General features: G+C 38.0%; 11 protein-coding genes, 1 tRNA gene and 2 rRNA genes (1 of these 14 cut by a window edge). 12 read left to right on the top strand and 2 right to left on the bottom strand.

Annotation, left to right across the window (positions count from 1 at the left end):
- From MHB75_RS10845 to tsaD, 7 genes are all read left to right on the top strand, one after another.
- Nucleotides 1-251, top strand: a 23S ribosomal RNA gene (locus tag MHB75_RS10845) (it extends 2,679 nt beyond the left edge of the window).
- A gap of 57 nt (nucleotides 252-308) precedes the next feature.
- Nucleotides 309-424 (top strand): 5S ribosomal RNA (gene rrf, locus MHB75_RS10840).
- A gap of 957 nt (nucleotides 425-1,381) precedes the next feature.
- A tRNA-Asp gene (locus tag MHB75_RS10835) sits at nucleotides 1,382-1,458 on the top strand.
- Nucleotides 1,459-1,590: 132 nt separating this feature from the next.
- Nucleotides 1,591-2,043 (top strand): tRNA (adenosine(37)-N6)-threonylcarbamoyltransferase complex ATPase subunit type 1 TsaE, encoded by a 453-nt coding sequence (gene tsaE, locus MHB75_RS10830; protein ID WP_340997670.1) that lies wholly within the window; start codon nucleotides 1,591-1,593, stop codon nucleotides 2,041-2,043.
- Nucleotides 2,040-2,750, top strand: a complete 711-nt coding sequence (gene tsaB, locus MHB75_RS10825; protein WP_340997669.1) for a tRNA (adenosine(37)-N6)-threonylcarbamoyltransferase complex dimerization subunit type 1 TsaB — start codon at nucleotides 2,040-2,042, stop codon at nucleotides 2,748-2,750. Before tsaE ends, tsaB begins: the two co-directional genes overlap by 4 nt.
- A complete protein-coding gene (rimI, locus tag MHB75_RS10820) occupies nucleotides 2,743-3,186 on the top strand; it encodes a ribosomal protein S18-alanine N-acetyltransferase (RefSeq protein ID WP_340997668.1) in 444 nt (147 codons plus the stop codon). Before tsaB ends, rimI begins: the two co-directional genes overlap by 8 nt.
- Nucleotides 3,186-4,211: a tRNA (adenosine(37)-N6)-threonylcarbamoyltransferase complex transferase subunit TsaD gene (gene tsaD / locus MHB75_RS10815; protein WP_340997667.1), complete on the top strand. Its 1,026-nt coding sequence runs from the start codon at nucleotides 3,186-3,188 to the stop codon at nucleotides 4,209-4,211. The genes rimI and tsaD overlap by 1 nt, the downstream gene beginning before the upstream one ends.
- Nucleotides 4,212-4,589: 378 nt before the next feature.
- On the opposite strand, the gene MHB75_RS10810 is transcribed toward tsaD, so the two are convergent.
- Complete coding sequence (locus tag MHB75_RS10810; RefSeq protein ID WP_340998617.1) at nucleotides 4,590-6,533, bottom strand: ABC-F family ATP-binding cassette domain-containing protein; 1,944 nt, start codon at nucleotides 6,531-6,533, stop codon at nucleotides 4,590-4,592.
- Between the two features lie 101 nt (nucleotides 6,534-6,634).
- Here MHB75_RS10810 and MHB75_RS10805 point away from each other — a divergent pair, with 101 nt between their 5' ends.
- The 3 genes from MHB75_RS10805 to tatC all read left to right on the top strand — a co-directional run bounded on the left by MHB75_RS10805 (nucleotide 6,635) and on the right by tatC (nucleotide 8,356).
- Nucleotides 6,635-7,270 (top strand): redox-sensing transcriptional repressor Rex, encoded by a 636-nt coding sequence (locus MHB75_RS10805; protein WP_340997666.1) that lies wholly within the window; start codon nucleotides 6,635-6,637, stop codon nucleotides 7,268-7,270.
- A 93-nt stretch (nucleotides 7,271-7,363) separates the two neighbouring features.
- Nucleotides 7,364-7,591, top strand: a complete 228-nt coding sequence (locus MHB75_RS10800) for a twin-arginine translocase TatA/TatE family subunit (protein ID WP_068450632.1) — start codon at nucleotides 7,364-7,366, stop codon at nucleotides 7,589-7,591.
- A gap of 12 nt (nucleotides 7,592-7,603) precedes the next feature.
- Nucleotides 7,604-8,356 (top strand): twin-arginine translocase subunit TatC, encoded by a 753-nt coding sequence (gene tatC / locus MHB75_RS10795; RefSeq protein ID WP_340997661.1) that lies wholly within the window; start codon nucleotides 7,604-7,606, stop codon nucleotides 8,354-8,356.
- 76 nt (nucleotides 8,357-8,432) lie between these two features.
- Here the strand turns inward: tatC and MHB75_RS10790 are convergent, their stop codons facing one another.
- Nucleotides 8,433-9,164, bottom strand: a complete 732-nt coding sequence (locus MHB75_RS10790; protein ID WP_141274096.1) for a CPBP family intramembrane glutamic endopeptidase — start codon at nucleotides 9,162-9,164, stop codon at nucleotides 8,433-8,435.
- Between the two features lie 216 nt (nucleotides 9,165-9,380).
- On the opposite strand from MHB75_RS10790, the gene groES reads away from it, so the two are divergent.
- On the top strand, nucleotides 9,381-9,665 hold the full coding sequence (gene groES / locus MHB75_RS10785; protein WP_068450638.1) for a co-chaperone GroES: 285 nt from the start codon (nucleotides 9,381-9,383) through the stop codon (nucleotides 9,663-9,665).
- Between the two features lie 53 nt (nucleotides 9,666-9,718).
- Nucleotides 9,719-11,347 (top strand): chaperonin GroEL, encoded by a 1,629-nt coding sequence (gene groL, locus MHB75_RS10780; RefSeq protein WP_141274095.1) that lies wholly within the window; start codon nucleotides 9,719-9,721, stop codon nucleotides 11,345-11,347.
- Nucleotides 11,348-11,411: the final 64 nt, after the last annotated feature.

Below are 11,411 nucleotides of genomic sequence, written 5' to 3'. Positions count from 1 at the left end.
TCCTTAGTACGAGAGGACCGGGATGGACATACCACTGGTGTACCAGTTGTCTTGCCAAAGGCATCGCTGGGTAGCTATGTATGGACGGGATAAGTGCTGAAAGCATCTAAGCATGAAGCCCCCCTCAAGATGAGATTTCCCATTACGCAAGTAAGTAAGATCCCTTGAAGACGACAAGGTAGATAGGTTCGAGGTGGAAGTATGGTGACATATGGAGCTGACGAATACTAATCGATCGAGGACTTAACCAAAATAATTGTGTTTCAATGAACCGTTTATCCAGTTTTGAAAGAATAAATCTTTCATCGTGTAGTGACGATGGCAAAGAGGTCACACCCGTTCCCATGCCGAACACGGAAGTTAAGCTCTTTAGCGCCGATGGTAGTTGGGGGTTTCCCCCTGTGAGAGTAGGACGTTGCTATGCAAGCTAAAGTAATCACTCGTCTGAGTGGTTACTTTTTTTTATGTTCTAAAAAGGGGGAAACCCTTGAAAAGATTTAAGGAGGATTGCCAAAGAACACGACATCCAGATCGCCAAAAAACGCGACGTCCTGTCGCAAAGGCGATCCATCTACATCCATGTACAAGGCAAAGGCAATCCGCATCGCATCCAGCGACGCGCCTGTGAGAGTAGGACGTTGCTATGCAAGCTAAAGTAATCACTCGTCTGAGTGGTTACTTTTTTTATGTTCTAAAAAGGGGGAAACCCTTGAAAAGATTTAAGGAGGATTGCCAAAGAACACGACATCCAGATCGCCAAAAAACGCGACGTCCTGTCGCAAAGGCGATCCATCTACATCCATGTACAAGGCAAAGGCAATCCGCATCGCATCCAGCGACGCGCCTGTGAGAGTAGGACGTTGCTATGCAAGCTAAAGTAATCACTCGTCTGAGTGGTTACTTTTTTTTATGTTCTAAAAAGGGGGAAACCCTTGAAAAGATTTAAGGAGGAAATGCTGTGGTATTTAGCAGCGCAGAATATCGATTTTGAGCATAATTTTACTTTTTGCAAGACTTTTAATTAGTAAAAGAGACTTGAGCTGACTATTCTAATGTGAAATCGAACATTGAATCTTCGAAACGAGCCACTTGCACTGTAGTTTAGAACATTCATCTGAGTAAACGGGACATTGGAAATCGAAAATGGATCACTCGTTCTAATTATCTAATACAATTCTTTTTTTCATTTTATAAATATAATAAAGTGAAGGTTGAAAAATAATTAAGTTTTTTTAGAAAAAAACTATTGCAAACAACTCATACTTATATTAGAATAAAGAAGTCGAGAAGAGAGAAAACGACACAAAGTGAGCTTTAAAAAGATTTTTAAAAAGCTTGCAATGACATAGAAGATATGTTAGAATAATATCATAGAAGAAATGGTCCGGTAGTTCAGCTGGTTAGAATGCCTGCCTGTCACGCAGGAGGTCGCGGGTTCGAGTCCCGTCCGGACCGCCATTTATATTTATGTAAACACAGCAGATGGTGCTGTGTTATTTTTTTTGTTTAAAAACGAATACATTCACTTTGAAGAAATATAGAATTTTCGATAGAATAGATAGATAAGTATGTTGTGAGAGGACGAAATACATGACAATTGAAATACCGATTCAATCACTTGAAGAAACGCAGCAATTAGCAGAAAAAATAGCGACACGATTACAGCCTCAAGATGTTTTAACGCTTGAAGGAGATCTAGGGGCTGGAAAAACAACTTTTACACAATTTTTGGCTAAAGGATTAGGTGTGAAACGCCACGTTAATAGTCCGACATTTACAATTATGAAGCAATATGAAGGACGTATCCCTTTCAACCATTTAGATGTATATCGCTTAGCAGATAGCGATGAAGACTTAGGTTGGGATGAGATTTTTTATGGTGATGCGGCGACAGTTGTAGAATGGGCACAATTAATCGAGCCAGACTTACCAGCAGAGCGTTTAGACATTACGATTAAGCGAATCGATGAGAATCAACGTTTATTTATATTAAAGCCAATTGGCGAGCGTTATACGCTATTATGTAAGGAGATTATGAGATGATCTGGTTAGGAATTGATACAGCAAATACACCGCTTGCGATTGCCCTTGTAAAAGACGGTCAAGTAATTGCGGAAGAAGTCGCAAATATAAAATTGAATCATTCTGGTGGTGCGATGCCAGCAATTGATCGTTTATTTGCGCATACAAAAATGAAACCTTCTGATTTAGAGGCCATTGCAGTGAGTGAGGGGCCAGGCTCTTATACAGGTGTACGAATCGGGGTTACGATTGCCAAAACATTGGCGTGGACATTAAATATCCCAATCGTAGGTGTATCGAGTTTAAAGGTATTGGCTGCAAATGTACCATACTTCCCGCATGTGATTTGCTCGCTTGTAGATGCTAGAAGACAAAATGTGTATGCAGGTGCATATAGTAGTAAGGATTCATTGGAAGTTATTATTGAAGATGGACATTATGAATTAGAACAATTATTAAATCAATTAGACGCATTAAATCAGCCCATCTTATTTGTTGGTCATGATGTTGAAGTCTTTTATGAAAAAATAGCTGAACGCTTAGAAGAACGTGCTTTACGTGCACCATATCCGTTTAATTTACCGAGTGCTAGTCAATTAATCTATTTAGCAGAACAACAGCCATTACCAGCTGCTGAAACTGTACATGCATTTGTACCAACATATAAACGAATTGCAGAAGCTGAAGCTAACTGGATTAAAGAACAGAAGGCTAAACAGCATGATTAAATATCGTTTAATGACCGTAGAAGATGTACCGGCTGTTCATCATATTGAACAAATTGCATTTCCGACTCCGTGGACATTAGATTCATTTTATTATGAGATGGAGAAGAATCCACAAGCGCATTATTTTGTTGCTGTAAATGACGAAGAAAAGGTTATTGGTTTTTGTGGTATGTGGGTCGTGTTAGATGAGAGTCAGATTACAAATGTCGCTGTATTACCAGAAGGACGAGGAAAAGGTATTGGGGAAGCATTGATGCGTGAAGCCATTGCCTATGCAAAATCTTTAGATGTTGTTGTCATGAGTTTAGAAGTACGTGTGACAAACGAAGTCGCACAACATTTATATCGTAAATTAGGTTTTCAAGAAGGTGGTATTCGTAAAGGATACTATACAGATAATCAAGAGGATGCTCTTGTCATGTGGGTGAATTTATAATGGAAAAAGATCTTTATGTATTAGGTATTGAAAGTAGTTGTGATGAAACAGCCGCAGCCATTATTAAGAACGGAACAGAGATTGTTTCGAATGTTGTGGCATCTCAAATTGAAAGTCATAAACGTTTTGGCGGTGTTGTACCAGAGATTGCTTCTCGTCATCATGTTGAAAATGTAACGCTCGTGATTGAAGAAGCATTAACAAAAGCTGGTTTACAACCAACGGACTTAGATGCAGTATGTGTAACAGAAGGTCCAGGACTTGTAGGCGCATTACTCATTGGGATTAATGCAGCGAAAGCCTTTGCATTTGCACATCAGTTGCCATTAATCGGTACGCATCATATCGCAGGTCACATCTATGCGAATCATCTTGTACAGCCGATGGAGTTCCCATTGCTTGCTTTAGTTGTATCAGGTGGTCATACGGAGCTTGTATTGATGAAAGAACATGGCTCATTCGAATTAATCGGTGAAACACGTGATGATGCAGCAGGTGAAGCATATGATAAGGTAGCGCGTGTATTGAATATTTCATATCCAGGTGGACCGAAAATTGATCAGATGGCGCATGAAAGTGACGGCGCAGTCAACTTCCCGCGTGTCTGGTTAGAAGCAGACTCATATGATTTTAGTTTTAGTGGTTTAAAATCAGCAGTGATTAATTATCAACACAATGCAATTCAGCGTGGTGAAGAAGTTAATCGATATCATGTAGCGAAAGGCTTCCAAGATAGTGTTGTAGAGGTATTAACAGCTAAAACGTTGCGTGCTGCAAAAGAATATCAAGTAAAACAAGTCATTGCAGCAGGTGGTGTTGCAGCGAATAAAGGATTACGTGCTTCTTTAGAAAAAGTATTTAAAGAAGAAGGAATTCCATTCTATGTACCGCCATTACCATTATGTACAGATAACGCCGCAATGATTGCAGCAGCGGGTACAGAAATGTTTAAAATGGGTGTCCGTAGTGACTGGAGTCTAAATGGCCGTCCAGGTATGGAATTAGTATCGTGGAATCGTAAATAATGATGAAATAGTAGCGGTTTTCTCATGAGAAATGGGAAAATCGCTTTTTTAATGGTGTGTAAATGTGAGAAGAAGAATTTGTAAATTGCTTGAGTTTTACACAGTTATTTGTGGATAAATTCAGAAAATTCTGTGGGTAGTGTGGACAAGTGCTGTGGATTCAGATTATATAAGCATCTTACCTGTGCATAACTTTGTGGAGATTTTTACAAGTTATACACAATTTCAGTGGATAGATGGAAATTGTAGGTAGTATGTAGTTGCTTTGTTAGAAAAGCAATTAGTGCAAAAATCTAGATTCGTCACAAGATATTATTGTAATAAAAAATAAAGAAGGTATCAAGTTTCCATTTGGAAAAGACACCTTCTTTTTTATATTTATAATTGCTCTAATTCTTCTTGTAAAGCGAGCCACTGTAACTCGTGTTCTTCATGTTTCACTTTTTCTTCATCTAATTGTGTTTGAATGATTAATGCTTTTTCATGATTTGAAAATACATCGGGATCACATAGCTCTTCTTCTAGTTTTGCAATGGCTATTTCAAGGTCGCTCATAATCTGTTCAATATCTTCAATTTGACGTTGAATTTTACGTTCTTTTTTCTTCGTTTCTTTGTCGATGGCTTGATTCGATGTAGGTGTTTCTTTTTGAACGATTGGCTTTGTTTTTACAAGAGCAGCTTCTTTTTCAGCTGCGATTTCAGCTAGCTCTTCTTTTTTCTCTACATAGTAATCATAATCACCTAAGTATTCAAAAGAACCTTCATTCGATAACTCGACAACTTTTGTTGCAATGCGATTGATGAAGTAACGGTCATGTGATACGAAGATGAGCGTACCCGGGAAATCAATTAGTGCATTTTCCAATACTTCTTTACTATCTAAATCAAGATGGTTGGTCGGCTCATCTAAAATCAGTACATTATTTTTCTCAAGCATGAGTTTTGCGAGCGTTAAACGTGCTTTTTCGCCACCAGATAAATCGTGTACAATTTTATTTACGTCTTCTCCTGAAAAAAGGAAACGTCCAAGAACAGTACGAACATCTTTTTCATTCATTAGTGGCCATTCATCCCAAATCTCACGTAGTACTGTACGATTCGTAGAGAGTTTTGCTAAATCCTGATCGTAATAGCCCAGTTGTACATTCGTACCATAACGAATATCACCGGATAGAGCAGGTAAATCTTTTATAATCGTTTTTAATAACGTAGATTTTCCGACACCGTTTGGACCAACAAGGGCGATACGGTCTTTTCGATAGGCACGCATGTTAATATGTTCAGAAACTGGCGTTTGTCCATAACCGATTGTAAGATCATCAACGGATAACACATCATTACCACTTTGCTTTTCGATATCGAATGTAAAAGTAGCTGATTTTTCATCGCCATCAGGAGAATCCATCCACTCGGTTTTCTCTAAAACTTTACGACGAGATTGTGCCATCTTCGTAGTTGATGCACGCGCTAAGTTCTTTTGAACAAATGTTTCGAGTTTTGACTTTTCGTCCATTTGTTTTTCATAGAGTTTCAGGTCACGTTCATAGTTCTTTGCTTTTTGATCTAAGTAACTTGAATAGTTACCTGTGAACTTTGTGACATGATGACGAGAAACTTCATAAACAATAGACACAACTTGGTCCAAGAAATAGCGGTCATGTGATACGATAAGGATAGCGCCGTCATAGTTTTTTAGATAATTTTCAAGCCAGTTTAATGTTTCGATATCCAGGTGGTTGGTCGGCTCATCCAGAATAAGTAATTCAGGTTTTGTTAAAAGTAATTTTGCTAGAGCCAGTCTTGTACGTTGACCACCAGATAATGAAGATATAGACTGTTCATAGGAATCAGGATAAAACTGCATACCATGTAGAACGGAGCGTGTATCTGCTTCATATTGGAAGCCGCCGCGTTCTTTAAATTCATGTTGTAGCTGGTCATATTCAGCAGTGATTTTTTGATAACGTTCTGCATTTTCATAAATCGTAGGTTCAGCCATCTGCAACTCAAGTGAACGAATTTGTTGTTCGAGTTGTTTTAATGGTTCAAATACGGTCATCATCTCATCCCAAATGGATAAATCAGATTCTAGACCAGCATGTTGGTCTAAGTAGCCAAGTTTAATTCCTTTTGGCATAATAATCTCGCCAGAGTCATAGGAGAGTTGACCTGCTATAATTTTTAAAAGAGTAGATTTACCTGCGCCGTTTCGGCCAACAAGTGCGACGCGATCCCGATGTTGAACTTCGAGTTTAACGCCACTTAAAATTTCATCTGCAATATATGATTTATATAATTGATTGACTTGTAATACAATCATTTTCGACACCTCAGTTCAATTTTAAGTGTAACGAAATGCTGTCATAGGTGCAATAGTCATCTATCTAAATCGTATAACCAGATTCGTAGGAGGAAACATGTTTGAAAGAGAATTATAGGATACCGCAGGCCACAACGAAAAGACTTCCACTGTATTATCGCTTCATCCAAAATTTTGCGGATGCAGGAAAGAATAGAATTTCATCAAAAGAGTTAAGTGAGGCCATGCAAATTGATTCAGCGACAATTCGTCGTGACTTTTCATATTTTGGACCACTCGGTAAAAAAGGCTACGGATATGATGTACAAAAATTACTCGTGTTCTTTAGAGGCGTTCTTGATCAAGACCAACGTATGAATGTAGCAGTAATCGGTATTGGTAACTTGGGTCAGGCCTTACTGAAGTATAATTTTCAAAAGAACCATAATATGAAAATTGTTGTAGCATTCGATACGAACTATCCAATGGAAGGGCAGCTTGTAAATGGTGTTCCTGTTTTTCATCCAGATGTGATGGAAGAGAAGTTTGAAGAATTCAAAGCAGAACTACCTATTTTAACTGTACCAGCACGTTCAGCACAGTTTATGACAGATCGATTAATTCAGATGGGCGCGAAAGGTGTGTTGAATTTTACACCGGTTCGTCTGCAAGTACCTGAGACATTCCGCGTTCATACAATTGATTTATCGATTGAGTTGCAAACGCTTAGTTATTTTATTCGAAATGTGGAAGAATAGTCTTAAATATTCAGTTTTGTAGACCGAAAGAATAATATACAAATGACGAAGTGTGGAGTAGAATGTAGTTATCAAATTGAGGAGGTGTGTGTAATGGTAGGTCCAGCTAGTATTGCGATTATTGCAGGTGTTGCTGTCATTATTTTTGGTCCCAAAAAACTTCCTGAACTAGGAAGAGCGATGGGTTCTACACTCCGTGAGTTTAAATCTGCAACAAAAGGTTTAACAGACGAAGATTTTGAAAGTACAAAACAAAAAACAGTTGAAACAAACAGCGCAAATGAAGTAAAAGCTGTCGAAAAAATCGAAGAGACGAAGTAGGGTGTTCATCTGATGGAACAAGAAGAACTAACAGTCGTTGAACATATAGAGGAACTTCGAAAGAGGCTATTAATTGTTGCAGGATTCTTTGTTTTAGCGATTATTGGAAGTTTCTTTTTAGCACAACCACTCATACAATTTTTACAACATACTGAAGAAGCAAAATCGCTTCAATTGCATGCTTTTCGTGTTACCGATCCAGTGAAGGTTTACATACAAGTTATCTTTATTTTATCGCTTGTTATGACATCACCGATTATTCTATTTCAGTTATGGGGTTTTGTGAGCCCAGGACTTTATGAAAAAGAACGCAAAGTGACATTACGCTATATTCCATATGCATTCCTATTGTTCATTGTAGGGATTGTATTTTCGTATTTAGTGTTACGTCCGTATATGTTGAAATGGATGATGGGTTTAGCAGGAGAAATGGATGTTGAACAGACCATTGGAATCTATGAATACTTTCAATTTTTAATGCAAATTACATTACCATTTGGATTGATTTTTCAGTTGCCAATCATTATGTTATTTTTGACGCGTCTCGGAATTATTACGCCAATGGGCATGTCAAAAGTAAGGAAGTACGCATACTTTGCACTACTCTGTGTAGCAGCAGTCATCGCACCTCCAGATATCGTGTCACACATGATTGTCACATTACCACTATGTATTTTATACGAAATCAGTATCATGATTTCGCGTATAGGTTATAGAAGTTATTTGAAAGCAGAGCAGCAGCGAGAAATGGAGCTAGCTGCATAATATAAAAGAAAAACTGGAATCGTAATGTTGTGCGATTCCAGTTTTTTGTTGCGAACACTAAAAAAAGAGACTCTTTTTATTGCATGGATTTTAGTGTTTCGAGGTATTTTTCTATTTTGTCTAAATTGAGATTCATGATAATAACAAAACCATTCAACATCGTATGTGCAATAATCGTGGTGAGCAGTCGCTTTGTTTTGTTATAGAGAAAAGCAGTGATAAACCCAACAGTTGCGTAAATGATGATATGAGAAAAATCCATATGCACGATTGCAAATACAATGGCGCTGACACTCGCTGCGATGAAAAAGTTCGTTGTTTGGTTTAACGATGCGAAAATGACGCGACGGAATACGACTTCTTCAAGGAATGGTCCGAAAAATACAATACTGATGATGGCAATAGGGGCTGCTTTAGCCATTGCAGAAAGTTGTGCTGTATTTTCAGAACCAGGTGTAATGCCAAGTGATGTTTCGATTAAACCAGCAAGAGACTGGCCAATTAAAATCATGAAGAATCCTAAAACGCCCCATCCAATCGCCCCCATAGTAGAAAAACGCTTACCACCAACAAAAGCATTTTTGAAAAAGTTTTTGTCACGTAAGATGAAGAAAATCGTTACAAGTGTACCGAGAAAGAACGTAAAGAAGATGGTCCAACTGCGTGCTTGTGCGGATAGTTCATCATTGGTGATACTTGGTTCCAACCATTGAATAATAGAAGCAATCGGCTTTAAAAAGATGATAGGTGATAGTTGCATGAGTATATATGTAATTAATATATAGAGCGGTGTTTTTTTAGTTTTCATAAGCAAATCCTTTCCGGAAATATTCGTATCTCTATTCTACCAATAAGTTGAAGTAAAAAGAAAATGTAAATCAGTCATTTTTTTATAAAAAAATAAATGTTATGACTTGCAAAAAAAATCGAGAGTGCTTATTATTAAGAATATAAGTTAGCACTCGTTATATAAGAGTGCTAACAAAAAAATATTGATGCATAGAAATTAGGAGGTTATTAGAACATGTTAAAGCCATTAGGTGACCGTATTATTATTGAGGTAGTAGAGGTAGAAGAAAAAACAGCATTCGGTATCGTACTACCCGACTCTGCAAAAGAAAAACCACAACAAGGTAAAGTTGTTGCAGTGGGTTCTGGAATCGTAACAAATAGTGGTACAGTGGTTCCGTTAAGCGTAAAAGCAGGCGACCAAGTAATTTATGCTCAATACGCAGGTACGGAAGTAAAATATGAAGGTAAAGACTATTTAATACTACGCGAGAGCGACGTTTTAGCAATTGTAGAGTAATCTAATATATACAAATAAACGAATGGATTGATTTTCTAGGAGGGAATTATACAATGGCAAAAGAAATTAAATTTAGCGAAGATGCACGTAGTTTAATGTTAGCAGGTGTGGATAAATTAGCGAATACAGTAAAAGTAACATTAGGACCAAAAGGACGTAATGTTGTATTACAAAAAGCATTCGGTGCACCACTTATTACAAATGACGGTGTCACAATTGCAAAAGAAATTGAACTAGAAGATCCATATGAAAACATGGGCGCAAAATTAGTTTCTGAAGTAGCTTCAAAAACAAATGAAATCGCTGGTGACGGTACAACAACTGCAACAGTACTCGCACAATCAATGATTACAGAAGGTTTAAAAAACGTAACAGCTGGTGCAAACCCTGTCGGTATCCGTAAAGGGATTGACTTAGCAGTTGAAGCAGCAATTAAAGAATTAAAAAACATTTCAAAACCAGTTGAAAACAAAGAAGCAATTGCACAAGTAGCTTCGATCTCAGCTGCAGATGATGAAGTAGGTTCATTAATCGCAGAAGCAATGGAACGTGTAGGTAATGATGGTGTTATTACATTAGAAGAATCAAAAGGTTTCAATACAGAATTAGAAGTTGTAGAAGGTATGCAATTCGACCGCGGTTACTTATCACACTACATGGTAACAGATACAGATAAAATGGAAGCAGTATTAGACAATCCATATATCTTAATTACAGATAAAAAAATCTCAAACATTCAAGAAATCTTACCTGTACTTGAACAAGTAGTACAACAAGGTCGTCCAATGTTAATTATTGCAGAAGATGTTGAAGGTGAGGCACTTGCGACACTCGTATTAAATAAATTACGTGGTACATTTAACGTAGTGGCTGTCAAAGCACCAGGCTTCGGTGATCGTCGTAAAGCGATGTTAGAAGATATTGCGATTCTAACAGGTGCACAAGTGATCACAGAAGAAATCGGTTTAGATTTAAAAGAAACAACTGTAGACCAACTTGGACGCACAGCAAAAGTAGTTGTAACAAAAGACAACACAACAATTGTTGAAGGTGCTGGTCAACAAGAAGCAATCGAATATCGAATTGCCAACATTCGTAACCAATACGAAGATGCAACGTCTGAATTCGATAAAGAAAAATTACAAGAACGTTTAGCAAAATTAGCTGGCGGTGTTGCCGTAATTCGTGTCGGTGCAGCAACTGAAATCGAACTAAAAGAACGCAAACTACGTATTGAAGATGCTCTTAACTCTACACGCGCAGCAGTAGAAGAGGGTATTGTAGCTGGTGGTGGTGTTGCATTAGTAAGTATCCATGCAGCAGTAGAAGCTGTAGCGAATAGTACAGAAGGCGACGTAGCAACAGGCGCACGCATCGTATTACGTGCATTAGAAGAACCAGTACGTCAAATTGCAAATAATGCAGGTTTAGAAGGCTCTGTCATCGTAGATCGTCTAAAACGTGAAGAAGTTGGAACAGGCTTCAACGCAGCGAACGGTGAATGGGTGAACATGATTGAAGCAGGTATCGTAGACCCAGCAAAAGTTACACGTTCAGCACTTCAAAATGCTGCATCTGTAGCTTCACTATTCCTAACAACAGAAGCAGTAGTAGCAGACCTTCCAGATAACTCATCAGCACCAGCAATGCCAGATATGGGTGGCATGCCAGGAATGATGTAATCGAAATTTAATCGATTACTACACAAATAAAAGGAATCGCCTAAATATGTGCGATTCCTTTTTT

The organism is Kurthia sp. FSL E2-0154, assembly GCF_038003625.1.
Lineage (GTDB): Bacteria > Bacillota > Bacilli > Bacillales_A > Planococcaceae > Kurthia > Kurthia gibsonii.
The sequence above is the reverse complement of the archived record's forward strand: the minus strand, read 5'-3'. Positions and strand labels throughout refer to the sequence as shown.

What these genes read in the sequence shown, in the direction of transcription:
- tsaE (WP_340997670.1), top strand. Translation starts at nt 1,591, where the DNA reads ATGACAATTGAAATACCGATTCAATCACTTGAAGAAACGCAGCAATTA.
- tsaB (WP_340997669.1), top strand. Translation starts at nt 2,040, where the DNA reads ATGATCTGGTTAGGAATTGATACAGCAAATACACCGCTTGCGATTGCC.
- rimI (WP_340997668.1), top strand. Translation starts at nt 2,743, where the DNA reads ATGATTAAATATCGTTTAATGACCGTAGAAGATGTACCGGCTGTTCAT.
- tsaD (WP_340997667.1), top strand. Translation starts at nt 3,186, where the DNA reads ATGGAAAAAGATCTTTATGTATTAGGTATTGAAAGTAGTTGTGATGAA.
- MHB75_RS10810 (WP_340998617.1), bottom strand. Translation starts at nt 6,533, where the DNA reads ATGATTGTATTACAAGTCAATCAATTATATAAATCATATATTGCAGAT.
- MHB75_RS10800 (WP_068450632.1), top strand. Translation starts at nt 7,364, where the DNA reads ATGGTAGGTCCAGCTAGTATTGCGATTATTGCAGGTGTTGCTGTCATT.
- tatC (WP_340997661.1), top strand. Translation starts at nt 7,604, where the DNA reads ATGGAACAAGAAGAACTAACAGTCGTTGAACATATAGAGGAACTTCGA.
- MHB75_RS10790 (WP_141274096.1), bottom strand. Translation starts at nt 9,164, where the DNA reads ATGAAAACTAAAAAAACACCGCTCTATATATTAATTACATATATACTC.
- groES (WP_068450638.1), top strand. Translation starts at nt 9,381, where the DNA reads ATGTTAAAGCCATTAGGTGACCGTATTATTATTGAGGTAGTAGAGGTA.
- groL (WP_141274095.1), top strand. Translation starts at nt 9,719, where the DNA reads ATGGCAAAAGAAATTAAATTTAGCGAAGATGCACGTAGTTTAATGTTA.